Origin of the sequence: Acinetobacter sp. 742879, from assembly GCF_000588535.1 — a bacterium.
Lineage (GTDB): Bacteria > Pseudomonadota > Gammaproteobacteria > Pseudomonadales > Moraxellaceae > Acinetobacter > Acinetobacter pittii.
Window position 1 is genome coordinate 148,619 of record NZ_JFYC01000007.1, and the last position, 25,116, is coordinate 173,734.

General features: G+C 40.6%; 32 protein-coding genes and 1 pseudogene. 23 read left to right on the plus strand and 10 right to left on the minus strand.

The window, feature by feature from the left end:
- The first annotated feature begins 1 nt into the window (after position 1).
- A complete protein-coding gene (locus J690_RS14915; protein ID WP_032036715.1) occupies positions 2-403 on the plus strand; it encodes an NUDIX hydrolase in 402 nt (133 codons plus the stop codon).
- Position 404: 1 nt separating this feature from the next.
- Here the strand turns inward: J690_RS14915 and J690_RS14920 are convergent, their stop codons facing one another.
- On the minus strand, positions 405-1,034 hold the full coding sequence (locus tag J690_RS14920) for a ComF family protein (RefSeq protein ID WP_032036716.1): 630 nt from the start codon (positions 1,032-1,034) through the stop codon (positions 405-407).
- Complete coding sequence (gene recG, locus J690_RS14925; RefSeq protein ID WP_032036717.1) at positions 1,027-3,072, minus strand: ATP-dependent DNA helicase RecG; 2,046 nt, start codon at positions 3,070-3,072, stop codon at positions 1,027-1,029. Before recG ends, J690_RS14920 begins: the two co-directional genes overlap by 8 nt.
- A gap of 20 nt (positions 3,073-3,092) precedes the next feature.
- On the opposite strand from recG, the gene J690_RS14930 reads away from it, so the two are divergent.
- Both J690_RS14930 and J690_RS14935 read left to right on the plus strand, forming a co-directional pair.
- On the plus strand, positions 3,093-3,908 hold the full coding sequence (locus tag J690_RS14930) for an NAD-dependent epimerase/dehydratase family protein (RefSeq protein ID WP_032036718.1): 816 nt from the start codon (positions 3,093-3,095) through the stop codon (positions 3,906-3,908).
- A 79-nt stretch (positions 3,909-3,987) separates the two neighbouring features.
- A complete protein-coding gene (locus J690_RS14935; protein WP_032036719.1) occupies positions 3,988-4,971 on the plus strand; it encodes a putative solute-binding protein in 984 nt (327 codons plus the stop codon).
- Positions 4,972-5,017: 46 nt separating this feature from the next.
- Here J690_RS14935 and plsB read toward each other — a convergent pair whose 3' ends face one another.
- A complete protein-coding gene (gene plsB / locus J690_RS14940) occupies positions 5,018-7,591 on the minus strand; it encodes a glycerol-3-phosphate 1-O-acyltransferase PlsB (protein WP_032036720.1) in 2,574 nt (857 codons plus the stop codon).
- 276 nt (positions 7,592-7,867) lie between these two features.
- Between plsB and J690_RS14945 the strand changes: the two genes are divergently transcribed.
- On the plus strand, positions 7,868-8,740 hold the full coding sequence (locus J690_RS14945; protein ID WP_002116924.1) for an acyl-CoA thioesterase: 873 nt from the start codon (positions 7,868-7,870) through the stop codon (positions 8,738-8,740).
- 109 nt (positions 8,741-8,849) lie between these two features.
- Complete coding sequence (locus tag J690_RS14950; RefSeq protein ID WP_031945274.1) at positions 8,850-10,115, plus strand: dicarboxylate/amino acid:cation symporter; 1,266 nt, start codon at positions 8,850-8,852, stop codon at positions 10,113-10,115.
- A gap of 45 nt (positions 10,116-10,160) precedes the next feature.
- Here J690_RS14950 and J690_RS14955 read toward each other — a convergent pair whose 3' ends face one another.
- The 7 genes from J690_RS14955 to J690_RS14980 form a co-directional block, all read right to left on the minus strand.
- A complete protein-coding gene (locus tag J690_RS14955; protein ID WP_080749811.1) occupies positions 10,161-11,111 on the minus strand; it encodes a metal-dependent hydrolase in 951 nt (316 codons plus the stop codon).
- A gap of 124 nt (positions 11,112-11,235) precedes the next feature.
- Positions 11,236-12,012, minus strand: a complete 777-nt coding sequence (gene yihA, locus J690_RS14960) for a ribosome biogenesis GTP-binding protein YihA/YsxC (RefSeq protein WP_002116788.1) — start codon at positions 12,010-12,012, stop codon at positions 11,236-11,238.
- A gap of 100 nt (positions 12,013-12,112) precedes the next feature.
- On the minus strand, positions 12,113-12,550 hold the full coding sequence (locus J690_RS14965; RefSeq protein WP_002116968.1) for an RrF2 family transcriptional regulator: 438 nt from the start codon (positions 12,548-12,550) through the stop codon (positions 12,113-12,115).
- Positions 12,551-12,637: 87 nt separating this feature from the next.
- A complete protein-coding gene (locus tag J690_RS14970) occupies positions 12,638-13,402 on the minus strand; it encodes a globin domain-containing protein (protein ID WP_014207751.1) in 765 nt (254 codons plus the stop codon).
- Between the two features lie 2 nt (positions 13,403-13,404).
- Positions 13,405-13,557 (minus strand): hypothetical protein, encoded by a 153-nt coding sequence (locus J690_RS24295; RefSeq protein WP_155392813.1) that lies wholly within the window; start codon positions 13,555-13,557, stop codon positions 13,405-13,407.
- Positions 13,547-15,094: a helicase HerA-like domain-containing protein gene (locus J690_RS14975; RefSeq protein ID WP_032036724.1), complete on the minus strand. Its 1,548-nt coding sequence runs from the start codon at positions 15,092-15,094 to the stop codon at positions 13,547-13,549. Before J690_RS14975 ends, J690_RS24295 begins: the two co-directional genes overlap by 11 nt.
- A 42-nt stretch (positions 15,095-15,136) precedes the next feature.
- The gene (locus J690_RS14980; protein ID WP_032036725.1) at positions 15,137-16,327 is read right to left on the minus strand and encodes a PLP-dependent transferase; all 1,191 of its coding nucleotides are present in this window, start codon (positions 16,325-16,327) and stop codon (positions 15,137-15,139) included.
- Between the two features lie 168 nt (positions 16,328-16,495).
- Here J690_RS14980 and J690_RS14985 point away from each other — a divergent pair, with 168 nt between their 5' ends.
- The 18 genes and pseudogenes from J690_RS14985 to rplF all read left to right on the plus strand — a co-directional run bounded on the left by J690_RS14985 (position 16,496) and on the right by rplF (position 25,114).
- On the plus strand, positions 16,496-17,224 hold the full coding sequence (locus tag J690_RS14985; protein ID WP_002116949.1) for a type 1 glutamine amidotransferase: 729 nt from the start codon (positions 16,496-16,498) through the stop codon (positions 17,222-17,224).
- 253 nt (positions 17,225-17,477) lie between these two features.
- Complete coding sequence (gene rpsJ / locus J690_RS14990; protein WP_000070912.1) at positions 17,478-17,789, plus strand: 30S ribosomal protein S10; 312 nt, start codon at positions 17,478-17,480, stop codon at positions 17,787-17,789.
- Positions 17,790-17,847: 58 nt separating this feature from the next.
- Positions 17,848-18,486 carry a 50S ribosomal protein L3 gene (gene rplC, locus J690_RS14995; protein WP_002117051.1) on the plus strand — a complete coding sequence of 213 codons (639 nt, stop codon included), beginning with the start codon at positions 17,848-17,850 and terminating at the stop codon, positions 18,484-18,486.
- An 11-nt stretch (positions 18,487-18,497) separates the two neighbouring features.
- The gene (gene rplD, locus J690_RS15000; protein WP_002049755.1) at positions 18,498-19,100 is read left to right on the plus strand and encodes a 50S ribosomal protein L4; all 603 of its coding nucleotides are present in this window, start codon (positions 18,498-18,500) and stop codon (positions 19,098-19,100) included.
- Entirely contained in the window at positions 19,097-19,417 is a 321-nt protein-coding gene (gene rplW / locus J690_RS15005) for a 50S ribosomal protein L23 (protein WP_002049693.1), read from the plus strand. Before rplD ends, rplW begins: the two co-directional genes overlap by 4 nt.
- 11 nt (positions 19,418-19,428) lie before the next feature.
- On the plus strand, positions 19,429-20,253 hold the full coding sequence (rplB, locus tag J690_RS15010) for a 50S ribosomal protein L2 (protein WP_002049686.1): 825 nt from the start codon (positions 19,429-19,431) through the stop codon (positions 20,251-20,253).
- Between the two features lie 13 nt (positions 20,254-20,266).
- Positions 20,267-20,542, plus strand: a complete 276-nt coding sequence (gene rpsS, locus J690_RS15015; RefSeq protein WP_001138119.1) for a 30S ribosomal protein S19 — start codon at positions 20,267-20,269, stop codon at positions 20,540-20,542.
- An 11-nt stretch (positions 20,543-20,553) separates the two neighbouring features.
- The gene (gene rplV, locus J690_RS15020) at positions 20,554-20,883 is read left to right on the plus strand and encodes a 50S ribosomal protein L22 (RefSeq protein WP_001982638.1); all 330 of its coding nucleotides are present in this window, start codon (positions 20,554-20,556) and stop codon (positions 20,881-20,883) included.
- 1 nt (position 20,884) lies between these two features.
- A pseudogene (gene rpsC / locus J690_RS15025) lies at positions 20,885-21,701 on the plus strand (30S ribosomal protein S3).
- Positions 21,641-22,054: a 50S ribosomal protein L16 gene (gene rplP, locus J690_RS15030; protein ID WP_002049688.1), complete on the plus strand. Its 414-nt coding sequence runs from the start codon at positions 21,641-21,643 to the stop codon at positions 22,052-22,054. The pseudogene rpsC and the gene rplP overlap by 61 nt, the downstream one beginning before the upstream one ends.
- Entirely contained in the window at positions 22,054-22,251 is a 198-nt protein-coding gene (rpmC, locus tag J690_RS15035; protein ID WP_000849928.1) for a 50S ribosomal protein L29, read from the plus strand. Before rplP ends, rpmC begins: the two co-directional genes overlap by 1 nt.
- On the plus strand, positions 22,248-22,505 hold the full coding sequence (rpsQ, locus tag J690_RS15040; RefSeq protein WP_002116661.1) for a 30S ribosomal protein S17: 258 nt from the start codon (positions 22,248-22,250) through the stop codon (positions 22,503-22,505). The genes rpmC and rpsQ overlap by 4 nt, the downstream gene beginning before the upstream one ends.
- 92 nt (positions 22,506-22,597) lie before the next feature.
- Positions 22,598-22,966, plus strand: coding sequence for a 50S ribosomal protein L14 (gene rplN, locus J690_RS15045; protein ID WP_001982634.1), 369 nt, complete (start codon positions 22,598-22,600; stop codon positions 22,964-22,966).
- 9 nt (positions 22,967-22,975) lie between these two features.
- Positions 22,976-23,293 carry a 50S ribosomal protein L24 gene (rplX, locus tag J690_RS15050; protein WP_002116820.1) on the plus strand — a complete coding sequence of 106 codons (318 nt, stop codon included), beginning with the start codon at positions 22,976-22,978 and terminating at the stop codon, positions 23,291-23,293.
- Positions 23,294-23,308: 15 nt separating this feature from the next.
- On the plus strand, positions 23,309-23,845 hold the full coding sequence (gene rplE / locus J690_RS15055) for a 50S ribosomal protein L5 (protein WP_002116961.1): 537 nt from the start codon (positions 23,309-23,311) through the stop codon (positions 23,843-23,845).
- 9 nt (positions 23,846-23,854) lie between these two features.
- A complete protein-coding gene (rpsN, locus tag J690_RS15060; protein ID WP_002049689.1) occupies positions 23,855-24,160 on the plus strand; it encodes a 30S ribosomal protein S14 in 306 nt (101 codons plus the stop codon).
- An 11-nt stretch (positions 24,161-24,171) separates the two neighbouring features.
- Entirely contained in the window at positions 24,172-24,567 is a 396-nt protein-coding gene (rpsH, locus tag J690_RS15065; RefSeq protein ID WP_002049732.1) for a 30S ribosomal protein S8, read from the plus strand.
- A gap of 13 nt (positions 24,568-24,580) precedes the next feature.
- Complete coding sequence (rplF, locus tag J690_RS15070; RefSeq protein ID WP_002116801.1) at positions 24,581-25,114, plus strand: 50S ribosomal protein L6; 534 nt, start codon at positions 24,581-24,583, stop codon at positions 25,112-25,114.
- Positions 25,115-25,116 lie beyond the last annotated feature (2 nt).

Here is a 25,116-nt window from a genome sequence, read left to right on the forward strand (position 1 = left end):
GGTGAAAACAATTACGGTCGCTGCCGCAGTGATCTTAAATGAGCAAAATCAGTTGTTGCTTGTAAGAAAGCGTAATACACACGCTTTTATGCAAGTGGGTGGCAAGCTGGAACCTAATGAGGCACCAGAGATCACCATGCAGCGAGAAATTTTAGAAGAAGTCGGAAGCTCTTGTGTGATTGAGCAATTTATTGGTCATTTCGAAACAGCAGCTGCCAATGAGCCAGATCATATTCTGGTGAGTCATTTATATCTTGTTCAACTTGATCAGACCCCTAAAATTGCAGCCGAAATTGCAGAAATGAAGTGGATAGATTTAAATGATTCGGAAACTCAACTTGCACCATTGACCCGAGAAATTGTCATTCCTTGGTGTGAAGAGTATTTATCTACGGTGCAATAGCCTAACTCTTGGGCGTTGCTGCTAGGCACGCCGTATGAATGGATATGCAGCCTAAATGTTTAAGTGCCTGACTGAGCGCATGAACAGAGCTTCCCGTGGTTATCACGTCATCAATAATGAGAACGCGGCGATAACGTCGTTTCTCTTGATGATGAGGTAAAAATTGTTGTTCGATATTTTCAAAGCGTTCTAGCCGAGAAAGTCCTTTTTGAGAGTGCTCGTTTAAACGTTGAATTGGTTGCCAAACAGGTATTTTTAAGTGTTTACTTAAGATATTGGCAAGTAATAATGATTGATTGAAACCACGCTCGATTAAACGTTGATTGGAAATGGGCATAGGTACGATCGCTTGTACCTTGGGAAATTTTAATTGTTTTAAAATTTCACCTAATAAGATCTGATAATGTAACTTTTGTTCATATTTAAACTGCTGAATAATCCGGTTAACCGGATAAGCATAATTACAGGCCACAAGAACAGATAGATTATTACGTTGAATCGTTTGTTTAAGCCAAGGTAGCTGTTCCCAACAGTCTTTACAGAGCGAGTATTTTTCTCGCGTGCCTAACTCGCACAATGAGCAAGATGAAAATAACTGAATAAGAGGTTGGAAGTTTAAAAAATTAAACATAGGCGTAGCGAGGTGCCTCAGGAAGCCAACGTTTTAATAGAGCATCTGCCTGTTCTGGATAATCTTTTAAAACTTGTTGTGCCACATAGTGAGCTTGACTCAGTAGGTGATCATCTCGCTCTAAACGAGCCACTCTAAATCCCATATCTCCGGTTTGTTTAGTCCCTAGTAATTCACCTGGTCCGCGTAATTCCAGATCTTTTTCCGCAATCACAAAGCCATCATTACTTTCTCTTAAAATAGAAAGTCTCTCTTGTCCATTTTGAGAGAGAGGCGTTTTATATAAAAGTACGCAAAAACTAGCTTGAGCACCTCGACCTACGCGACCTCGTAATTGGTGTAGCTGAGAAAGCCCTAAACGCTCGGCATTTTCAATCACCATAATGGAAGAGTTAGGAACGTCTACTCCAACTTCAATCACTGTCGTTGCGATAAGAAGTTGTAATTCATTATTTTTAAATGCTTGCATGACGGCTTGCTTTTCATCAGCTTTCATTTTGCCGTGTACCAAACCAATATTGAGTTCAGGAAAGCGTTCTTTCATCTCTTGGTAAGTTGCTTCTGCTGCTTGAGCATCTAAAGTCTCAGACTGCTCAACCAATGTGCATACCCAATACGCCTGTTTCCCATCTCTACAATTCGAAGCAATACGTTGAAGCACTTCCTCTCGACGATCAAGAGGAATGGCAACTGTTTGAATTGGGGTACGGCCTGGAGGTAACTCATCAATTATGGATGTATCCAAATCACCATAAGCGCTCATTGCTAGAGTTCTTGGAATAGGGGTAGCCGTCATTACAAGTTGATGTGGAGTGAACTGCTCAGCACCTTTATTGCGTAAAGCTAAACGTTGGTCTACACCAAAACGATGTTGTTCATCAATAATCACTAGCCCCAATTTAGCGAAGCCAACATTATCTTGAAATAAGGCATGTGTACCGACAATAAGTTCCGCGTGGCCTTCTTTAATCTGTTGTTCTGCTTGGGCACGGGCTTTACCTTTTTGTTTGCCAGATAACCATGCCACGGTTACACCTAATGGTTCAAACCAACGTTTAAAGTTTAAATAATGTTGTTCTGCAAGAATTTCAGTCGGAGCCATTAATGCACCCTGCCACTCTGCTTCTAAAGCATGGCAAGCGGCTACAGCTGCAACTAGGGTCTTTCCAGCCCCTACGTCGCCTTGTACTAGACGTAGCATAGGTTGGTGTTGTTTTAAGTCATTTAAAATTTCTTTAGATACACGTTTTTGTGCATTGGTCATTTGAAATGGTAAAGCTTCTAATAGTTTTTTAGCTAATACTTTACTGCTTGAAAAAGCAGGTGATGCAATTTGACGAATATAAGCACGGCGATTAAGTAAACTAATTTGGTGTGCAACCAACTCTTCAAAAATAAGCCGTTGCTGTGCAGGGTGCGAGCCTTGGGCCAATTGCAGCATGTTGGCATCCACAGGAGGCTCATGAATGTAATACAAAGCCTCTTTAAGCGCATAGCCATTGGTATATTGCTTTGGGAGTAGCTCTGGTAGGGCATCACTATGATGTTTTAAAGCTTGTTTAACATATTCGCGTAATTTGGGTTGAGTTAACCCATCGGTACTTGGATAAATTGCTGTAAGCTGAGTTTTTGGTAGAGGCGTATGTTCATGAATGAGCTGAATTTCGGGATGATACATCTCAAGGCCGCGGGCACCCACACGGACTTCACCAAAAATACGTAAGCGATGACCGGGTTTTATTTTATCAGTCAGGTTTTTATAAATATGATAAAAGCGTAAGGTGACTTTACCGAATTCATCTTGCACCAAGGCTGCCATAGATTTTCGCTTTCCCGGAGGGAAATCAATTGATTTGACTTCTCCTTCGAGTAAATAGCTCCGCCCAACCACAAGTTGATTCATTGGAATAATCGTACTGCGGTCTTCATAATCACGTGGCAGATGAAACAGTAAATCATCTGTGGTAAAAATATTTAGTTTTTCGAGCAGGGCTGCTGAAGCCGATCCAACGCCTTGTAACTGATGGACTGAAGTCATGTCCCCTCAACGAGTTTTCTATGCATATATTATTTATCGGTTATGGTAAAACATCTCAGCGTGTTGCTAAACAACTATTTGAGAAAGAACATCAAATTACCACAATCAGCCGTAGTGTAAAAACGGATAGTTACGCAACACATCTTGTTCAGGATATTTTTACGCTCGATTTAAGTAAAATTGAACCTGTAGATGTCGTATATATTTTACTTTCTCCAAATGAGAGTACGGTTGAGGGCTATCAGCAAACTTATGTTGATAGTATTGAACCGATTCGAGAAGCATTAAAAATACATCCAGTGAAAAAAATAATCGTTGTCTCCTCTACGCGGGTATATGGTGAAAATGCAGGGGAGATCATTGATGATTTTAGTGAAATTCATCCAAATGATGCTCAAGGCCATATATTGCGTAATATGGAGCTACTTTGGCAAAAATATTATCCAACTCAATCTGTAATTGTTCGCCCTACAGGTATTTATGGAACTTCCATTGCCCGTTTAAAAAAAATGGCTGAAAATCATCAAAGCTATCCAAATATACATTATAGCAATCGAATACATATTGATGATTTAGCAAGATTTTTGGCTTTTATGGCTGATTATGAAACTCATCAAGCGAGCTATATTGTGACTAATAACCAACCATTACCTTTGCATGAAGTTATAGCGTGGTTTCAAAAACAATTGGGATTGCCAGAATTAACTTTAGAATCAAACCAAATTTCAGGTAAAAGAATTTATGCAAAACATTTATCTACAACAGGTTTTCAGTTGGAACATCCGATTTGCTTTAATGACTATTTATTATGTTTAAATGTTCATAGCACTAAATGAAATTTTGATTAAACTTTAAATAAGAACATAAATACCTGATGAGGCAGTCAAATTGCCGATAAAGATAAAAAGGTTGAAAGTGAAAAAAATTTGTTTAGCTCTTATCTTGAGCATAACAGCTGTTGCGAGTTGGGCTGAGGATCAGGTGTGGTGTGCCTATGATCCTATCGGGTCCCAAGGGGATATTACTCGCCGTTTAAATGACATTCGACTTTATGCCCAGCAATACCAAGTCAAATTTAAAGTGGTTACCTATCAAAAAGAACAGCAGGCCATACAAGCTTTTGATGATGGAAAATGTTCAGGTTTAGCTGCATCCAATTTCAATACTTATCGTTATAACCAATTTATGGGAAGTACCGCGGGTATAGGACTTATTCCTAATAACCGTACGGCCAAAAGCTTTTTGCAGCTTTTAAATCATCCTACAATCGAGAAAAGGTTAGTTTCTAAGAATTATGAAGCTATAGGAATGATTCCAATTGGAACTGCTTACATGGTTCTAAAAAATGGGAACCTCTCTAGAGTCGCTCAATTAAGAAATCAGCGTATTGGGGTGCTACCCAACAATCCACCACAACAAGCACTGGTACGAAGTGTAGGTGCTCAGCCAGTTTATGTCGATTTATCTAACGCGATTGCGCAGTTTAAGCAAAATAAAATCGATATTATTGCTGCCCCAGTGTATGGATTATTGCCGTATAACTTACAAAAAGAATTTGGACCAGATACTCAAGTCATTAATTTTCCTTTGGCATATTTCGGTGTCAATTTAATTATTAAGCCGCAAGCTTATCCTGCTAATTTTGGCCGGAAAATTCGAGGATGGTTTGTTCAAAATAGCCAATTGCTGACGAATCGTGCAACACAATGGGAAAATCATTTACCTGCTTATTATTGGGTAGATGTCTCTTTTTATGAGAAGCAAAGTTATGACGTAATGGTTGCCAAAATACGTAATCAGTACGTTCTTTCAGGTTATTACGATGCTTATTTCGTTCAGCTTATGAAGCGCTTACGTTGTATGGACGATCCACGTTATTTCGAATGTCCAATTCGCTAATAAAATAAAAGGCAACTGAAGTTGCCTTTTATTTTGACTGAAGACTTTAAGCTTTTTTGCGTTTTAAACGGCGTTTAGCTTGTTGAGATGCCATTGCTTCAAGAGCATCTTTCAATTCTTCGTCAGTAAAGGTAGTGATGTGCTGCAACATTTGCAAGGTTACTTCATCAAGCACCAACTGTGCGCCAGCAGCCATTTGACGGAAGTTATCATCAAACTCAATTTGGCCTTGATCGTTAGTGCGAATGTAATTTTGCTGCGTAAGTACTTTTAAGAAGCTTTGGAATAAAGCTTTATCGAAGAACTCTGGCGAATTAAATTCATATAGAACTGATAAACGTTGTCCTAATAAATGACTTAATTCTTCAACTTGTTTAGCAGAGATATTGCCTGAACCACGTTGAGTAATGAGCGCAAGTGTCATGTAGTAACGCTCAAGACTTTGCTTAACTGGCGTTGCTAAAACAACAAGCTGATTATGCTCTTCTGTATTTGGCGCAGAGCTAATCAAGTTACCTTCATCGTCTTGTTGAATAAGGTTGGATTGAACTAGAGCATCTGCATATTGCTCAACTTGTGCTTTAAGCTCGCTGCTCTTCCATTTAAGGAATAACTCAGCTTTCAAGAATGGATAGAGCGTATAGATGACATTAGTTAAATCTGAACGACTGATTTTTCCATTATGCTCAACAAGTGATGCTACTAGAGAAGGTAAAACAAAAGCGTGCAAGATGTTATTACGGAAGTAAGTCAAAAGAACAGCTTGATTATCTTCAATCGCAATAATATCGCCAAGCGCATGCTGAACGCGTTTAATGAGTTTAAGCTTTAAACCATACGCAATAATTTCTTTACCAGAAAGTGGTGTTACTTCCATACGTTGGTCATATGGGAAGTTCGATGCCAAGTTACGATAAGCTTCTAGCTGCTTAATACAAATTTCTTCATCAAGCGTATGCTTTGGAGTTGCAAGCAAAATAATAGAAAGTAAAGAAACAGGGTTAATCACCACAGCTCGGTTAATATTTTCTAAAATTGCATGTGCAGAGCTATTTACTGCATCTGAAACAGCTTGAGGAATTGGGTCGTCATTTTTCTCGATATAAACGTTTTCTGCATTATGTTGCTTAAGCAGATCATCAAGGAAAACAGGTTCACCAAAGTTCACGTGGACTTTACCAAAGATACGTTCAATTTTTCGTAAGGTTTTCACAATACCAAAAATAGATTCGGCTTCTTTTGGCTTACCTTGCATTTCGCCTACGTAAGTTGAGCCTTCCATGAGTCGTTCATAACCAATATAAGTTGGTAAGAAAACGATCGGTTTAGCACGGCCACGTAAATGGCTGTGAACTGTCATGGCAAGCATACCGGTTTTAGGCGGTAATAAACGTCCAGTACGTGAACGTCCACCTTCAATAAAGTATTCAAGAGGCGTGTTGCGTGACAAAATACTATATAGATATTCTTTAAATACAGTAGTGTAGAGACCATTTCCACGGAAAGAGCGGCGAATAAAGAATGCACCGCCTCCACGTAAAAGTTGACCAACAAAAGGTAGGTTTAAGTTATCGCCCGCAGCAATATACGGAACCATTAAGCCACGTTTATAGATCACATATGACAATAGTAAATAGTCAATGTGACTGCGGTGGCAAGGTGTGTAGACAACTTCATAATCTTTCGCTAGTTCACGAACCGTACTAAAGTTATGTACTTCTACGCCGTCATAAAGCTGGGTCCATAGGCGTGTTAAGGCAAGATCGGCAAAGCGCACTGCTGAGTGCGAATAATCCGATACGATTTCATTCACATAGCCAATCGCACGGCGTTCAGCTTCAAGCATGCTCACTTTTCCGCGAATACTTTCACGGCGGATTGCTTCTTGCACATCACGAGATTTAACAACCGATTGCATGACATTGCGGCGATCCGACAAATCGGGGCCTAACACGACTTCACGCTGACGGTCTAAATAATCATTTAACGTACTTACAATATAAGTTGCTGGTGAAAGATTTGGATAATGCTGCTGTGCATAATCAACCAATTCACGTAGCGATTGTGGATCATGAAATTCTAAATAAGACTGACGGCCATGCAAACCAATATTAACTAGCTGCTTAACTGTGCTTGGTGTTGCCCATGTGTCTGAAAATAATAATTTAAACCAAGAATCTTCTTTATCTGGCGAACGGCCCCATAAAACTGTAACCGGAACAAGCTCTATATCAAGTTCAGGGTTTTCTTGTAAAACTTCAATCAGTTTTATTAAACGCGGTGGAAAAGCATGAGGAGGCGGATTCAGTAAATTATTTTCATCATTGTGCTGTAAAAATAAAACTGATGCTTTTTCCTGATGAGTACCCACAATGAGTGGGTCTAACGCAGGTTTTAAATTTAAACGACGCGTTTCCCCATCAACCACTAAAGCATTGCTTCGAGAGTGGTTTTGTAAGACGTAACAAACCACTTTTTGGCGGTCAGTTTTTGCTTCTGTTTCTGTTGTTTCTGATACTGGTTCAGTAGGAACTTCCCCAAGAACATGTGGTGTTACCACGAGGTCAAGTAGTTTACTCGAAAGCCGACGATACATTTGACCAAACCCACTCTTGGACATAAGAACTCCTACTTCTTAAAGACAAATCCCAGCACCAAATGCAGAGGGTAATTATTTTGCGGCATTTATTAAAAAAAACAATATGCTACTTTCTTATAAATTATAATGCTTTTGGCATATTTTATCGTTAAAAATCGTATTTTTAGCTGTTATATGAGCAATCTTCGTCAGAAGTTGACTGATTGTTCCATGTTCAAATAGTTTTTTATGGCACAATAGATTCTACACATCTGTACTTTAATACGATTTTTTACCTGAAATATGAAGGTATCTCTCATGAATGCGTTAACCCAAGAACTTGTTGATCTTCTTACTTTAGAGAAGCTAGAAGAAAATATTTACCGTGGCATAAGCCGTAATCTTGTCGGTAAACGTGTCTTTGGTGGGCAGGTTTTGGGTCAGGCTTTACGCGCGGCATCTTATACAACCGATCGCCCAGCGCATTCTTTGCATGCATATTTTTTGTATGGCGGTGATATTAATGCTCCAATTATCTATGAAGTAGACCGTTTACGTGATGGAAAGAGTTTCGTAAGCCGTCAGGTTCGTGCCATTCAACACGGACGAGTTATATTTTCGGCGATGGTTTCTTTTGCTAACCCAGAAGAAGGACTGAATTATCAACATCAAGAACCAGAGTATCCTGCACCAGAGACTCTTAAATCTGAAAATGAGCTCAAAGAAGGTATTTTAAATTTCGTACCTGAAAATGTTCGTGCTAGTTTCATGCGTGAGCGCCATGTAGAAATCCGCCCAATTGATCCGGTAAATCCGTTTCAACCGCAACCTGAAGCGCCGTATAATGCGCACTATATCCGCACACACGACCGTATTCCAAAACAATTAGATGATATTGCTCTCCATCAAGCGATTGTTGCGTTTTATTCAGACTTTACCTTAATGACAACTGCTTTGAGACCGCATGGGCTCAGCTATATTTCTCCAAGTTTACAGTGTGCGAGTATTGATCATGCCATCTATTTTCACCGCCCGCTGCGTGCTGATGAATGGATGCTTTACGATATGGAAGCAACCGTTAGCGCAGCTTCTCGCGGCTTGAACTTTGGCCGTATGTGGCAAAATGGCCAACTTGTATGCAGTACCGTGCAAGAGGGTTTAATTCGTTTGCGGGAAATTGAAACGCAATAAGCTTATTTATAAAGCCATCTCATGAGATGGCTTTTTTATTTTTAATTGAAACGATGTGACAAAAAATTGCTCGTATGAAAAGCAAGCTCATGTCATATTTGCAAAAGGATTGCCAACTGAAAAAAATAATGCTGATATGAACTTAAATACACAAATTCTTATTGCGGCCATTTTAGGCTTAGCCTTTGGTTTTATATTAACGTTGTATCCCGATACTGCGTTTGTAAAACATAGTTTATATGGGTTAGGCATATTAAGTAGTGTCTTTATTGGGCTGCTTAAAATGTTGTTGGTGCCTTTGATTTTTAGCTCGATTGTTGTGGGTGTATCTAATTTGCAGGCGGGAGGGCAGTTAGGTCCAGTCTGGAAAATTACCTTTTTATGTTGTTTGACTACAACCACACTAGCTTTAATTTTAGGTATAAGTTGTGCTCATCTATTTGAAGTAGGACGTGGTATAGATATCTCTATTTTCCAAACGTCTATGCAAAACTATCAGGCACCAGATAGTTTAAATCCTGCAAGTTTTTTCACTAATTTTATTCAAAATACATTAATTAACCCATTTAAAGCATTCAGCGACGGTAACGTTTTAGCGGTTGTGGTGTTTGCGCTATTTGTTGGTGTTGCTTTAGTCCATGGCGGTGAGCGTTTTAAAAGTATTCGCGTATTAAGTCATCAATTTTTTGAAATGATGATGATGCTAGTCGGCTGGGTAATGAAGCTAGCACCTTTGGGTATTTTTGCTTTATTAGCAAAGTTAATGGCAACGGAAGATATTTCGGTACTAAGTCGTTTGGCTGAGTTTGCTGTTGTAGTGACAGGGACTACCATTTTCCATGGTGCTGTTGTTTTGCCGCTACTACTTTGGATTTTTGGCCGCATGAGTCCTTGGACTTTTTTCAAAGGAACACGTACAGCGTTAATTACAGCATTTGCAACCAGCTCTAGTTCTGCCACGATGCCACTTAGTATGAAATGCGCACAGGAAAACTTAGGTGTTCGTCCGCAAACAGCTGGTTTTGTAATTCCTTTAGGTACACAGCTTAATATGGATGGCACTGCACTATATGAAGCAGCAGCTGCATTATTTGTCGCAAATTTGGTGGGGCTAGACTTAAACCTGACACAACAAATTATTGTGTGTTTAACAGCAATGATTGCATCACTAGGGGCCCCTGGCATTCCAAGTGCAGGTATGGTTACCATGATTATGGTTTTACAGTCTGTAGGTTTACCGGCTGAAGCAATTGCAATTTTACTTCCGATTGATCGCCTATTGGATACGGTAAGAACAGTGGTAAATGTGCAGGGTGATATGATGATTAGCGTGGTTGTTGACCGTTATACAAAAGATAAAGATATCAGTGTCTAATCTCCTAAATAAAAAAGCAGGATTTTAAATCCTGCTTTTTTATTTTTAAGCCGCTTGTAACTCGGCTCTTTTTGCTGCTGGAGATTGAGATAAATAACTTACCGCATCTTCAGTGCTGCCTTCCTTGACTGGATCATACCAAGGCATGAGGTAATCAATTTGTTGAGCAATAAGCCAGATTGGGTTTGGTAAAACCTGATTATCTTTTCTGCTAATTTTATACCACTCTACAGCAACCCATACTGGGAAAAATCTAGATTTAGCAGCATCAGCAAAACGTGGATCTTGTTTCATAATATGTGCAGCGCCATCTACCCATAATCCAAGCACCAGTACAATTACTGCAAGGCTTAAATAGTAGCGTGGAATATACCCACCACCCAAATGGCGGTATAAATCAAAAGCAACGGTACGGTGTTCAATTTCTTCTGAACCATGCCATTTAACTAGATCGACCATTTCAGGGTCAGCGCCTAATTCTTCCCAACGCGTGTTATAGAGTGCATATTTACCCAACACACAGGTCATATGCTCAACAGTTGCAATAACGCCTAAACGGAAAAGGTCCCATTGCCCTTGTAGAAATTGAGGGACTTCTTTGTCGAATGGTTTATCTGCTAAGGCAGTGGTAAATAGATAATTCATAATGTCCAGATTTCGCTGGATATCAATATTACGTGCGCTTAAATATTCTTTATTGGCAGAAGTATGCGCATTGGCATGCATAGCTTCTTGGCGGATAAATGCTTGCACATCCTGTTTAAGTTTTTCATCTTTAATTTGCGGTAAAACTTTATTGTACAAACGGCAAAACCAGAATTCTCCAGCAGGTAAGATGTTATTAATTTCATTAATAAAATAACTTGCGAAAGGCTGATTTGGAATCCAGTCAACAGGGGTATCTTTCCAGTCAAATTTTACTTTACGTGGAAGAATTTTATAGTCAATAGAAGAACCTAAAGCCTTGTTCTTCAAAAAAGATAACAATTTCATCATTTAGTCCTGATTTTTAACTCGATGAAGTTATAACGAGTATAAAAAAAGCCCCTACATTTGTGTTTAGCAATAGGGGCCAATTTGAAAATAAATTTAATAAAGAAATTGTATCTGTTTTGACGATTTACTCTTCAGTATCCTCATCTGATGCTTCAGGGATCGCGTCAACGTCAAATTCCGGCTCTTGATCAAGCGTAAAATGCAGGCGTCCAGCCATAACACTTGCTAGCTCTTCTAAACCTAACTTATTAAGTGAGGAGAAAAGTTGAATCGAGAAATCAAGCTTCATTTTTTTCAGTTGTTGCTTAACTTCTAATAGCACTTTGTTTGCAGGGCCACGATTAAGTTTGTCTGCTTTCGTTAAGAGAATATGAACAAAGAGATGACGTGAATAAGCCCACTCTAGCATCATCATGTCGAAATGCTGTAGAGGATGGCGAATATCCATAAGTAATACTAAGCCTTGTAAGCTTTTACGATGGATTAAATAGTTCTCTAATTCTTTTTGCCATACTCGTTTCATATCTTCAGGTACGGCTGCATAGCCATAGCCAGGAAGATCGACTAAACGTTGATCGGGGTTGCCTAGACTAAAGAAGTTAATCATCTGAGTACGGCCAGGTTTTTTAGAGGCGCGCGCTAACTGTTTTTTATTGGTTAATGCATTGATAGCACTAGACTTACCGGCATTTGAGCGTCCTGCAAAAGCGATCTCGTAGCCACTATCTTCAACACAAAGTGCCAATTTAGGTGCACTCATTAGAAACTCAGCTTGGCGTAACCAATTGAGTGATTGCACAGCATATGCCGTGATCGCTGGATCTGGTTTCTTTTCATAGCTGATCTTTTGCTTGGGTGCGAGTCTGGCTTTGGTGTCTTTCGATTTTTCACTACGACGCATAAAAAATAACTTTTTAAATGAGAGGGCTCGCGCCTAGTATAAAGGAGCTTGGGTATTCTTGCTAATTTTCAATAAGTCGACTTATCAAAATCAGTAGAGCTTAGATTTGTAAAAATGCAATAGGGGAGTTGGCAGGAGCAGATTTTGATTGCTGCAAAACTTCTCCGAGTGTGTATTGATCTAGGCTTTGATAAAAGCTTTCTAAAGCCTGATCTAAAATACCTTTTAAACCACAGTGACTGCGTAATACACAAGGTGGTGTATTACATTCAACGATTTGATTGTCGCCCTGTAATATTCGAACGATTGAACCTAAATTTGAGTTAAGTGCATCTGGATTTAAGCGAATTCCTCCGCCTTTTCCACGAATGGTAATAATCCATTCCTGCTTGCCCATGAAGTGAACAACTTTAACTAGATGGTTTTGTGAAACATGCAAATCTTTCGCGATTTCTGCAATCGTGTAGGGTGCATCACTTGGGCGTGCAACATACATTAAGAGTCGTAATGCATAATCGGTAAATTTATTAAGCTGCATGATCACCAAAAATGGAAGAGGTTAAAAGGATGATCATCTTAGCCTGAAAGTCTTAATAAGAAAACTTTCAGGCAAGAGGTTTTTACATTACAGCGTTAAAGGGGCTGAAACCTGTACTTGATCACCCACTCTATAATGCTCAAGTAGAATATTAGCAACTGAAAACTCAGTATGATTTTCTTCAGGCTGCACTTCAAAGTGATACGAGTTATCTTCTTGAGCTTCAGTAAATTTAAAAGCTTTCGGTTGTTCAAGTTGTTGTTCGGGAACTTGTACTTTAACTGAAATAAAGGCATTTGCTGGGCTAGTCAGTACGTCTTCATGGTCAGTTGCTTTTAAAGTGAAGCGTTTGCCAGATTCCAGAGGATCAATTTGAGTAATTTCAAATGAACGCCAGCCAGCCCATCCACCTTTTAAGCTTTCAAGTTGTTCGTATTTTTGTTTTTCAACACCAATCAAGATATCAGCCAACTGTAAGTATGCTTGTTTCCACGCTTCAATAAGCTCTGATTCGAATGGCACATTGAGTACTTCACTAATTGAATGAAGTAGGTTGTCCCCAACAATTGCATATTGGTCTGGTTGAATATCTAAGCTCACGTGTTTAGTGGTGATGCGTTCTACCGCTTTAGCTAGAACAGTAGGGTTCTCAATATTTTCTGCATAAGCAAGCACAGCAGCTGCAAGAGCACGTGGCTGACGTAAGCTGGTTTGGTCATCTAAATTAAAAACATTTTTTAACTCGGGATTGTTATTAAGCATGCGCTTATAAAAGTATGTAGTCAGCGTAACGCCGTGTTCACGTAAAACCGGTACAGTAGATTTAACAAGTTCAATTTGTTGTGGAGTCATGGCTAGACCTTATTTATCTGGCTATATAAGATGTATTTAAAATACATCTTTAAAAAATTAATGGCAATAACTTTTTTATAAAAAACCATAAAAAAATTAGGGGATATAAAATCCCCTAAAATTAACACAATTTTTTTAATATTTTTATTTACCAAATAAAGAGCCGAGCAAGCCCCTTACGAGTTTTTGGCCGGTACTTCCTCCTAAACTGCGTGCAGCACTTTTGGCAAAAGTTCCAACAATGTCTTGTGTGAGTTTAGCTCGTTCACGGGCTGCTCTTTCTTCCTCTTTTAATTGCTCACGTGCCAAACGTTCCTGCTCTTTAGCTTGCTGTTTTGCTAAAGTTTCTTGTTCTTTAGCTTGTTGTTTTGCAAGTTCGGCTTCTTGCTGCTGTTGTTCGCGTTCAGCAACTTTATTCTGTAGCATTTCATAGGCACTATCACGATCTACAGCTTGTTCATAAACCCCAGCAATAATACTTTGCGAGATTAAAGTCTGACGCTCTTCTGGAGTGATCGGTGTAAATGCAGAGTATGGAGGCATAACCCAACCACGTTCTACAATCTGTGGTGTACCTTGCTCATCTAGACAGCTAATGAGTGCCTCACCAACACCAAGTTGGGTAATAGCTTCATCAACTTTAAACTCGGGATTAGCACGGAAAGTGTCTGCTGCGGTTTTTACAGCTTTTTGATCTTTAGGGGTGAATGCACGTAATGCATGTTGAACGCGATTACCAAGTTGACCAAGAACGCTTTCGGGTAAATCGAGTGGGTTTTGAGTAATAAAGTAGATACCCACCCCTTTGGAGCGGATTAAACGTACCACTTGTTCAATTTTGTCTTGTAGAGCTTGGCTGGCATTATCAAATAACAAGTGAGCTTCATCAAAGAAAAACACGAGTTTAGGCTTATCCATATCACCCACTTCTGGTAGCTGTTCAAATAACTCTGAAAGCATCCATAAGAGGAAAGTGGCATATAACTTAGGTGTATTCATGAGCTTGTCAGCAGCAAGAATATTGATATAACCGTGTCCGTTTGCATCGGTTTGGATAAAATCCAGAATATTTAAAGCTGGTTCCCCAAAGAACTGTTCTCCACCTTGGTCGGCAAGAGCGAGTAAGTTGCGCTGAATGGCACCTAGGCTGGCTGGAGATAAATTGCCATACTCGGCTTTAAATTCAGCTGCATGTTCACTCACAAAAGTGATCATGGCTTTTAAATCTTTAAAGTCGACTAAAAGTAAACCTTGGTCATCTGCAATGCGGAATACAGCAGATAAAACACCTTCTTGGGTATCATTTAAGTTTAGTATGCGTGCTAATAAAATTGGCCCAATTTCAGAAATGGTGGTTCGGATAGGATGACCTTGCTGACCAAATAAATCCCAAAAAACAACTGGATTCGCTGCGAATGGAACACTATCAATTTGTAAAAGTTTTAAGCGTTCATTAAATTTATCCGAAGCTTCACCAGCTTTTGCAAGACTCGAAACATCGCCTTTAGCATCGGCAAGAAATACCGGCACACCGATTCGAGAGAAACTCTCTGCTAGAACTTTTAACGTAACTGTTTTACCTGTACCTGTCGCGCCTGCAATAAGTCCATGACGGTTAGCAAACTGGGGAAATAAAACAATTTCTTTTGATGTGTCCTTAATATTTTTAGCAATAACAATCGGTGTACCCATATATTTTTATCCTATGGTTTGAGTCACTATAATCTTGTCGTTTTACAGTTGTTTCAGTGCATTTTCGATATCTTGTATCAAATCTTGCGGATCTTCTAGTCCTATACAGAATCGAACCAATAATCCTTGTTGTAAATGTGTATTCTCAAGTTTTCTCATCATTTTTAAATCATAAAGCATAATCAGGCTAACAGGTCCACCCCAGCTAAAGCCGAGCTTAAATAACTCTAATGCATCGCAGAAACGACGTACTGCTGTAATGTCATATTCAGGTTTAAAAATAACACTCACTAAGCCAGCACTTTGACCGTCTATACAGATCTCTTGCCAATATTGATGGCCTGGTGAGGATTCATCACTTGGGTGTAGAACTTGTGCAAATTGAGGCTGGTTCTTTAGCCATTTAAGTAGAGTATGAGCATTGGCTGACTGTTGTTCATAGCGTAAAGACATATGAGCAAGGCTACGTTGAACTTGAGCCGCATCATCTCCAGAGATTGCGATGCCCAAAATAGCATGCGTACGGAATAAGCGGTGATGAAGTTTCTCATCACGAGTTACAATGCTACCCATTAAAATGTCACCACCACCACTTGGATATTTGGTTAGTGCGTGAACGGTTAAATCAACAGATAGATGTTCATCAGAAAAATTGAAAGCATTAAACGCAAGCCCCGCTCCCCAGGTGTTATCTAGAGCAGTCAATACACCATTTTTTTTAGCTTTTTTGACTAGATTTTTAAGATCAGGAAATTCTAAAGTAACTGAACCTGCAGCTTCTAACCATAATAGTTTACTTCTTTCGGTGGGTTGAAAACTTGCAGCGTCAATGGGGTTATATACTTTAACAATAATGCCATATTGACTTTGTAGATAAGTTAAATGCTCTAGATTTGGACCGTAAATATTGTCTGGAACCCATACTTCGTCATTAGTGCTTAAAAATGCTGAGTTCACAATATTAATTGCGGATAAGCCACTCGGTGCAAGTAAACAATGCAAGCCACCTTCAATTTGCGCAATATTGTCGCCTAAGGTGAATGTGGTAGGGGTGCCATGTGTTCCATAGCTATAGTCATACTTATCAGTCCAATGACGATCAAAAAGGTGCGAAGTTGATTTGAAAATAATAGTTGATGCGCGAAATAAGGGAGGTTGCACTGTTTCAATGAATTGCGGAGCCTTTCTTGGGGCATGAATGAGACGAGTCTGGAAATCGTTATGCTTTTTCATAGTGCGTTATGTTTTAAATGATAAAGTTAGATTAAGAGAAATTTAAATTCTTCGCTAGATTTATAAAGTTTTGTAAGACGTTTCGTTACAGTAGACCTATAAAACAAAAACTTGGCTTTATTTTTGCAAAGACCACTACAACATTCTAACAACAATAGGTTTAAGCGCATGAAGTCGCATTTAAGAGTTCATTATTTTCAACATATCGCGGGTGAGGGGTTTGGGAGTTGTTATTCATTTTTAAAAGCTCACCACGCGACTATTAGTTCTACGGAGTTTTTTGCACTTCCGGTTGATCGGTCACTTGAAATAGAAGCTTTACCACAAATTGATGAGGTTGACTTATTATTAGTCATGGGTGGCACCATGAGTGTAAATGATGAGGCGAATTATCCATGGCTTAAGATAGAGAAAAGATGGTTGCGTCGTTATTTAGCAGCAGGAAAGCCTGCTATAGGTCTCTGTTTGGGTGGTCAGCTAATTGCTAATGCACTAGGCGCCGCAGTCAGTCGAAACCGCTATCAGGAACTTGGCTGGTCGACAGTTCAAAGGGTAGCAAATTTACCTCAAGACAGCTTTCCATTGCCTGAAAAGATAAAGGTGATGCAGTGGCATAGCGAAACATTTGAAATACCCAAAGGTGCTATACACTTAGCCGAGAATATAGCTTGTCGTAATCAGATGTATCAAATTGGAAAAAATGTGCTTGGTTTTCAATTTCATCCAGAAATGACACCAGCAACGTTAGAACTCTTGCTTGAAAATGAAGAAGAGCTATCTATTTTTAATGGGGAATATGTTCAGCCTGTGAGTGAACTGCAATATTCAGAAGCACAAAAATTTGAACAAGGTAATCAACTCTTAAATAAAGCGATTGAATTTGTTATAAATGCCTAGAGCAAGTTGAGAATACTAGGTTAAAGTGCGTTTTGAACAAAAAATAGAAAAAGAGAATTGCATAAGACTTAAACAATCGTTATAATGGGCGACCCTCAAAAGGAGGGGCATTTACTGCGAAGAAAGTAGTAAATGTGCATTACAGTCGTGGCATCGATCATGACCTTAGTGATTTTCACTGCCTTTGACACTTACCAATAGGTGAGATGCGTCAAGGGTGATTCTTTATATGTTTGGCTTGGAGTTTACTGGTATGTCTAACCAGAGAATTCGTATCCGTTTGAAGTCTTTTGATCATCGTCTGATTGATCAATCTGCTCAAGAGATCGTAGAAACCGCTAAGCGTACTGGCGCACAAGTTTGTGGTCCAATTCCGATGCCTACTCGCATCGAACGCTTCAACGTTCTTACTTCACCGCACGTTAACAAAGATGCGCGTGACCAGTACGAAATCCGCACCTACAAACGTTTGATCGATATCGTTCAACCTACAGATAAAACTGTTGATGCATTGATGAAATTAGATCTTGCGGCTGGTGTTGATGTTCAGATCGCTTTGGGTTAAGGCTTTCGGTTGATTAACTTCTAAGTTAATTAGGCCGCTTTTTTAGAGGTTTATGCACATGGCTATTGGTTTAGTCGGTCGCAAATGTGGTATGACTCGCATCTTTACAGATGCAGGTGTTTCTGTACCTGTTACAGTCATCGAAGTCGATCCAAACCGCATTACGCAAATCAAAACACTTGAAACTGATGGTTATCAAGCTGTTCAAGTAACTACTGGTGAACGTCGCGAATCTCGCGTAACTAACGCTCAGAAAGGTCACTTCGCGAAAGCTGGTGTTGCTGCTGGTCGTTTAGTTAAAGAGTTCCGTGTTACTGAAGCTGAGCTTGAAGGCCGTGAAGTTGGCGGTACTATTGGCGTTGATTTGTTCACAGTTGGTCAAGTAGTTGACGTAACTGGTCAATCAAAAGGTAAAGGTTTCCAAGGTGGTGTTAAACGTTGGAACTTCCGTACCCAAGACGCTACTCACGGTAACTCAGTTTCTCACCGTGTATTAGGTTCTACAGGTCAAAACCAGACTCCTGGGCGCGTGTTCAAAGGCAAGAAAATGGCTGGTCACTTAGGTGATGAACGCGTAACAGTACAAGGTCTTGAAATCGTATCTATTGACGCTGAACGTTCTGTTTTAGTTGTTAAAGGTGCAATTCCTGGTGCAACTGGCGGTGACGTGATTGTACGTCCTACCATCAAGGCCTGAGGGGAAATACCGTGAATTTGAAAACTGTTTCCGGCTCTGCTGTTGAATTGTCTGAAGTTGCTTTCGGACGTGAATTTAACGAAGCTCTTGTACACCAAGTTGTTACTGCTTACTTAGCAGGTGGTCGTCAAGGTACTCGTGCTCAAAAATCACGTGCAGACGTTTCTGGCGGTGGTAAAAAGCCATTCCGTCAAAAAGGTACTGGTCGTGCTCGTGCGGGTTCTATTCGTAGCCCTATCTGGGTTGGCGGTGGTAAAACTTTTGCTGCTCGTCCACAAGATTGGTCTCAAAAAGTAAACCGTAAGATGTACCGCGGTGCAATGCAATGTATCTTAGCTGAACTTGTTCGCCAAGATCGTCTTGTATTAGTTGAAGAGTTTGCAGTTGCAGCTCCAAAAACTAAAGAATTGCTTGCAAAGCTTAACGACTTAAATGCTGCTCGTGCATTAATCGTTACTGACGCTGTAGATGAGAACTTATATCTTGCAGCACGCAACCTTCCGCATGTAGATGTGGTAGATGCAACTGCAATCGATCCTGTAAGCTTGATCGCGTTTGATAAAGTTGTGATGTCTGTAGCTGCTGCTAAGAAAATTGAGGTAGAACTCGGATGAACAACGAACGTATCTATCAAGTCCTAAAAGGACCAGTCTTCTCAGAAAAGGCACAAGTATTAGGTGATACTGTTGGTGTTCAAGTATTTAAAGTAGACATCAATGCTACTAAACTTGAAATCAAAAAAGCAGTTGAAAAACTTTTTGGTGTAGAAGTTGTTAAAGTTAACACAACTATTACTAAAGGTAAGACTAAGCGCTTTGGTCGTACATTGGGACGCCGTTCTGATGTTAAAAAAGCATACGTCACCCTGAAAGCTGGCCAAGATGTTGAAATGGCTGACTTGGGCGATACCGCTGAAAGCGCAGCGGAATAAGGACGAAAATTATGCCGATTCAAAAATGTAAGCCAACGTCTCCAGGACGTCGCTTTGTAGAGAAAGTGGTTCATGACCATCTTCACAAAGGCGCTCCTTACGCACCGTTGGTTGAAGCTAAAAAACGTACTGGTGGTCGTAATAACAACGGTCACATTACTACTCGTCACGTTGGTGGTGGTCATAAACAACACTACCGTATCGTTGACTTCAAACGTAACAAAGACAGCATCCCAGCTGTTGTAGAGCGTATTGAATACGATCCAAACCGTACAGCACATATTGCTTTGTTGAAATATGCTGATGGTGAGCGTCGTTATATCATCGCACCTAAAGGCTTACGTGCTGGCGATAAAGTACAATCTGGTAACGATGCTCCAATTCGTCCAGGTAACTGCTTGCCACTTCGTAATATGCCGATCGGTTCTACACTTCATAACGTTGAACTTAAAATTGGTAAGGGTGCGCAATTAGCGCGTTCTGCTGGTGCTTCTGTTCAGTTGTTGGGTCGTGATGGTTCTTACGCAATTATTCGTCTTCGTTCAGGCGAAATGCGTAAAGTACATGTTGAATGCCGCGCTGTAATTGGTGAAGTTTCTAACCAAGAAAACAACCTTCGTTCATTGGGTAAAGCTGGTGCTTCGCGCTGGCGTGGTGTTCGTCCTACCGTACGTGGTATGGCGATGAACCCGATTGATCACCCGCACGGTGGTGGTGAAGGGCGTAACAAAGGTATTCAACCTGTAAGCCCATGGGGTCAAAAAGCTAAAGGGTACAAGACACGTACCAATAAGCGTACGACTAAGATGATTATTCGCGACCGTCGCGTCAAGTAAAGGAATCTGACTAATGCCTCGTTCTCTGAAAAAAGGCCCATTCGTCGATGCGCACTTGTTCGCTAAGGTTGAAGCGGCTGTTGCTAGTAACTCTCGCAAGCCGATTAAAACTTGGTCTCGTCGTTCGATGATCCTTCCAGATTTTGTTGGTTTAACAATTTCTGTTCATAATGGTCGTAACCACGTTCCAGTAATTGTTACTGAGCATATGGTTGGTCATAAACTCGGTGAATTCGCGCCAACTCGTACCTATCGTGGTCACGGTGTTGACAAGAAATCTAAACGTTAATAGGTGTCATGATGGAAGTAACTGCTAAATTACGCGGTGCCGCTATCTCGGCACAGAAAGCACGTTTGGTTGCAGATCTTATTCGCGGCAAATCTGTTGCGCATGCTTTAAATATCTTAAACTTCAGCAATAAAAAAGCTGCTGTTTTAGTAAAAAAAGCATTGGAATCTGCGATTGCAAACGCTGAACACAATAACAGTTTAGATGTTGACGATCTTAAAGTATCTACGATTTACGTTGACGAAGGCATGAGCCTTAAACGTATTATGCCACGTGCTAAAGGCCGTGCAGATCGTATTACTAAGCGTACTTGTCACATCACCGTTAAGGTAGGGGTTTGATATGGGTCAGAAGGTTCATCCAATCGGTATCCGCCTAGGTGTTGTGAAACGTCATAACGCTAACTGGTATGCGAATCCGAAACAATACGCTGAATACTTGCTTAAAGATCTTCAAGTTCGTGAGTTTTTAACTAAAAAACTTAAGAATGCGATGGTAAGCAACATTCTTATCGAACGTCCATCAGGCGCTGCTAAAGTAACTATTAGCACAGCTCGTCCTGGTATCGTAATCGGTAAAAAAGGCGAAGATATTGAGAAATTACAGCGCGAACTTACCAGCATTATGGGTGTTCCAGCGCAAGTAAGTATCAACGAAATTGATCGCCCAGACTTAGATGCGCGTTTAGTTGCTGAAGCAATCGCTTCTCAATTAGAAAAGCGTGTAATGTTCCGTCGTGCTATGAAGCGTGCGGTTCAAAACACTATGCGTGCTGGTGCTAAAGGTATCAAAGTTGAAGTGTCTGGCCGTTTAGGTGGTGCAGAGATTGCTCGTACAGAATGGTATCGTGAAGGTCGTGTACCTTTACATACGCTACGTGCAGACATTGACTATGCAACTATGCGTGCAGAAACAACTTACGGTACGATTGGTGTTAAAGTTTGGATTTTCCGTGGCGAGATTTTAGGTGGCATGAAACAAGTCATGAACCCTGCTCCTGCTGAAGATCGTCCAGCTAAACGTGGTCGTGGTCGTGGTGAAGGTCAAGAGCGTCGTGGTCGTCGCGGTGACCGTGCTGCTGACAAGGGAGAATAATCCATGTTGCAACCTAAACGTACCAAATTCCGTAAGGTGCACAAAGGCCGTAATACTGGTCTAGCGCATCGTGGTAGTACAGTATCATTTGGTTCGATTGCAATCAAAGCAACTGAACGTGGTCGTATGACTGCTCGTCAGATTGAAGCTGCACGTCGTACTATTAGCCGCCGTATTAAGCGTGGTGGTAAAATCTTTATTCGCGTATTCCCGGATAAACCAATTACTCAAAAGCCTCTTGAAGTGCGTATGGGTAAAGGTAAGGGTAGCGTGGAGTACTGGGTTTGCCAGATCCAACCAGGTAAGATCCTGTACGAAATTGAAGGTGTGAACGAGGAATTAGCGCGTGAAGCATTTGCTTTAGCTGCTGCTAAACTTCCGTTTAAAACCACTATCGTGACTCGGACGGTAATGTAATGAAAACTAAAGATCTACGTGAAAAATCGGTAGAAGAGTTGAAAGCTTTGCTTGATGAGCAACAGCTTAATCAATTCCGTCTTCGTATGGCGAAAGCAACTGGTCAGTTGGGTAAATCGCATGAAGTGCAAGTTGCTCGTAAGACAATTGCTCGTATTAAGACACTCCTTACCGAAAAACAGGGGAACGGACAATGAGTGAAAAAACAGTCCGCACGTTAACCGGCAAAGTAGTAAGCGACAAAATGGACAAGTCTATTGTTGTTCTTATCGAACGCCGCGTTCAACACCCGTTGTATGGCAAATCAATTCGCCGTTCAACTAAGTTACACGCTCATGATGAGAACAATGTTGCTAAACTTGGCGATGTTGTGACCATTAAAGAAAGCCGCCCAATTTCTAAAACTAAAGCTTGGACTTTAGTGGAAGTAGTTGAAGCAGCTGCTGAGTAATTCGACGTTCTTGTTGCATCATCGGTCAATTTCGAGTACTCTTTGAGCCTTTCGAAATTGTGACCGGTGATGCTCGGTTTTGGAGTAGGGCAATGATTCAAACCGAAACTATGCTCGACGTAGCAGACAACAGTGGTGCTCGCCGCGTACAATGTATTAAAGTACTTGGTGGTTCACATCGTCGTTATGCTTCTGTTGGCGACATTATTAAAGTTACTGTAAAAGAAGCAATCCCACGCGCACGTGTTAAAAAAGGTGACGTGATGAATGCGGTTGTAGTTCGTACTAAATTCGGCATTCGTCGTCCAGATGGTTCTGTGATCCGTTTTGATGATAATGCTGCAGTTATCCTGAACAACAACAAAGCTCCGATTGCTACTCGTATCTTCGGACCAGTGACTCGTGAACTTCGTACTGAACAGTTCATGAAAATCATTTCATTGGCTCCTGAAGTTCTATAAGAGGCAATCATGGCTAAGATTAAAAAAGGCGATCAAGTTATCGTGATCGCAGGTAAAGAAAAAGGCAAACAGGGTACTGTATTGTCTGTTTCTGAAGACCGCGTTAAGGTTGAAGGCCTTAACTTAGTGAAGAAGCATCAAAAGCCGAATCGTGTAACTGGCGCTGAAGGCGGTATCGTTACTCAAGAAGCTTCGCTTCATATTTCAAACGTGGCAATTTTAAATGCTACAACCCAGAAGGCTGACCGTGTTGGTTACCAAGTGATTGATGGCGTGAAAACTCGCGTTTATAAATCAAATGGTGAATCAGTGGCGGTAGCGAAGTAATAGGTTGAAAAGGCAATGGCCAGACTTAAAGCACGTTACAACGAAGAACTTAAAGCGAAGTTACAAGAAGAACTTAGCATTAAGAACGTGATGGAAATTCCACGCATCACAAAAATTACCCTAAACATGGGTGTAGGCGCAGCTGCAACTGATAAGAAATTATTAGATGGCGCTGTAGTCGACATGCAATTAATTGCTGGTCAAAAACCAGTAATTACACTTGCTCGTAAATCTATCGCTGGTTTCAAAATCCGTGATGGTTGGCCGATTGGTTGTAAAGTTACTTTACGTGGCGACCAAATGTACGAATTCTTGGACCGTTTGATCTCAATCGCAATCCCTCGTATCCGTGACTTCCGTGGTTTCTCTTCGAAATCATTTGATGGTCGTGGTAACTACTCAATGGGTTTGAAAGAGCAAATCGTTTTCCCTGAAATCGATTTCGATAAGATTGATCGTATTCGTGGTATGGATATTACTATTACTACGACTGCTCGCACCGATGACGAAGGCCGTGCGCTTATGCGTGCATTCGGCTTCCCGTTCAAATAAGAGGTCGATATGGCTAAGAAAGGTATGATTAATCGCGAATTGAAACGCGAAAAAACAGTTGCTAAATACGCTGCAAAACGTGCTGAATTAAAAGCTACGATTGCAAACGTAAATGCAAGTGAAGAAGAGCGTTTCGAAGCGATGTTAAAGTTACAAGCATTGCCACGTAATGCATCTCCGGTACGTCTTCGTAACCGTTGTGGTTTAACTGGTCGTCCTCATGGTTACTTCCGTAAGTTCGGTTTAAGCCGTAACAAATTACGTGACACAGTAATGCAGGGTGATGTACCAGGCGTTGTTAAGGCAAGCTGGTAAGGAGCGACTAAATGAGTATGCAAGATACCGTTGCCGACATGCTAACACGTGTTCGTAACGCACAAATGGCTAAGAAACAAACTGTTTCTATGCCTTCTTCTAAGTTGAAAGTTGCAATTGCAAACGTACTTCAACAAGAAGGTTATATTTCAAATGTAGAAGTTGCTCAAGAAGAGACAAAATCTACTTTGACAATTACTTTAAAATATTTCGAAGGCAAACCAGTTATCGAAATGGTTAAACGCGTAAGCCGTCCAGGTCTTCGCCAATACCGTGGTAAAGATAAACTTCCAAGCGTTAAGCAAGGTTTAGGTATTGCAATTGTTTCTACAAGCAAAGGCATCATGACTGATCGCGCTGCACGTGCTGCGGGCGTTGGTGGTGAAGTTATTGCTTTTGTTTCTTAATAGGTGATTCCTCATGTCTCGTGTGGCTAAAGCCCCAGTAACTGTACCTAATGGTGTAGCAGTTACTCAGAACGGCCGGCAGGTCGAAGTGAAAGGCAGCAAAGGTACATTGTCTTTCAACCTGCATGCGCTGGTCGAGCTAAAACAGGAAGAAGGTAAACTTCAACTTGCTCCAGTTAAAGAATCGAAAGATGCTTGGATGCAAGCTGGTACTGCTCGCGCTGTATTGAATAACCTTGTTAAAGGGGTTAGTGAAGGCTTCGAACGTAAGTTGCAGCTAGTTGGTGTTGGTTATAAAGCTGCGGTTAAAGGTACTGTTGTAAACCTTAACCTTGGTTTTTCACACCCAATTGACTACGCTTTACCTGAAGGTGTAACAGCGGAAACTCCAACTGCTACTGAAATCATTTTGAAATCAGCAAACAAGCAGTTGTTAGGTCAAGTAGCGGCAGAAATCCGTGCATATCGTTCTCCTGAACCATATAAAGGTAAAGGTGTTCGTTATTCGGATGAAGTCATTCTTCGTAAAGAAGCTAAGAAGAAATAAGG

Coding starts and splice junctions, on each gene's coding strand:
- rplF (WP_002116801.1), top strand. CDS start 24,581: ATGTCTCGTGTGGCTAAAGCCCCAGTAACTGTACCTAATGGTGTAGCA.
- J690_RS14930 (WP_032036718.1), top strand. CDS start 3,093: ATGCATATATTATTTATCGGTTATGGTAAAACATCTCAGCGTGTTGCT.
- J690_RS14955 (WP_080749811.1), bottom strand. CDS start 11,111: ATGATGAAATTGTTATCTTTTTTGAAGAACAAGGCTTTAGGTTCTTCT.
- plsB (WP_032036720.1), bottom strand. CDS start 7,591: ATGTCCAAGAGTGGGTTTGGTCAAATGTATCGTCGGCTTTCGAGTAAA.
- rpsQ (WP_002116661.1), top strand. CDS start 22,248: ATGAGTGAAAAAACAGTCCGCACGTTAACCGGCAAAGTAGTAAGCGAC.
- J690_RS14970 (WP_014207751.1), bottom strand. CDS start 13,402: ATGACTCCACAACAAATTGAACTTGTTAAATCTACTGTACCGGTTTTA.
- J690_RS14920 (WP_032036716.1), bottom strand. CDS start 1,034: ATGTTTAATTTTTTAAACTTCCAACCTCTTATTCAGTTATTTTCATCT.
- rpsN (WP_002049689.1), top strand. CDS start 23,855: ATGGCTAAGAAAGGTATGATTAATCGCGAATTGAAACGCGAAAAAACA.
- J690_RS14975 (WP_032036724.1), bottom strand. CDS start 15,094: ATGGGTACACCGATTGTTATTGCTAAAAATATTAAGGACACATCAAAA.
- rplX (WP_002116820.1), top strand. CDS start 22,976: ATGGCTAAGATTAAAAAAGGCGATCAAGTTATCGTGATCGCAGGTAAA.
- J690_RS14980 (WP_032036725.1), bottom strand. CDS start 16,327: ATGAAAAAGCATAACGATTTCCAGACTCGTCTCATTCATGCCCCAAGA.
- rplB (WP_002049686.1), top strand. CDS start 19,429: ATGCCGATTCAAAAATGTAAGCCAACGTCTCCAGGACGTCGCTTTGTA.
- yihA (WP_002116788.1), bottom strand. CDS start 12,012: ATGCGTCGTAGTGAAAAATCGAAAGACACCAAAGCCAGACTCGCACCC.
- rpsS (WP_001138119.1), top strand. CDS start 20,267: ATGCCTCGTTCTCTGAAAAAAGGCCCATTCGTCGATGCGCACTTGTTC.
- rplN (WP_001982634.1), top strand. CDS start 22,598: ATGATTCAAACCGAAACTATGCTCGACGTAGCAGACAACAGTGGTGCT.
- recG (WP_032036717.1), bottom strand. CDS start 3,072: ATGACTTCAGTCCATCAGTTACAAGGCGTTGGATCGGCTTCAGCAGCC.
- J690_RS14965 (WP_002116968.1), bottom strand. CDS start 12,550: ATGCAGCTTAATAAATTTACCGATTATGCATTACGACTCTTAATGTAT.
- rplW (WP_002049693.1), top strand. CDS start 19,097: ATGAACAACGAACGTATCTATCAAGTCCTAAAAGGACCAGTCTTCTCA.
- rpsJ (WP_000070912.1), top strand. CDS start 17,478: ATGTCTAACCAGAGAATTCGTATCCGTTTGAAGTCTTTTGATCATCGT.
- J690_RS14985 (WP_002116949.1), top strand. CDS start 16,496: ATGAAGTCGCATTTAAGAGTTCATTATTTTCAACATATCGCGGGTGAG.
- rplV (WP_001982638.1), top strand. CDS start 20,554: ATGGAAGTAACTGCTAAATTACGCGGTGCCGCTATCTCGGCACAGAAA.
- rplC (WP_002117051.1), top strand. CDS start 17,848: ATGGCTATTGGTTTAGTCGGTCGCAAATGTGGTATGACTCGCATCTTT.
- rpmC (WP_000849928.1), top strand. CDS start 22,054: ATGAAAACTAAAGATCTACGTGAAAAATCGGTAGAAGAGTTGAAAGCT.
- J690_RS14945 (WP_002116924.1), top strand. CDS start 7,868: ATGAATGCGTTAACCCAAGAACTTGTTGATCTTCTTACTTTAGAGAAG.
- rplE (WP_002116961.1), top strand. CDS start 23,309: ATGGCCAGACTTAAAGCACGTTACAACGAAGAACTTAAAGCGAAGTTA.
- rplP (WP_002049688.1), top strand. CDS start 21,641: ATGTTGCAACCTAAACGTACCAAATTCCGTAAGGTGCACAAAGGCCGT.
- rpsH (WP_002049732.1), top strand. CDS start 24,172: ATGAGTATGCAAGATACCGTTGCCGACATGCTAACACGTGTTCGTAAC.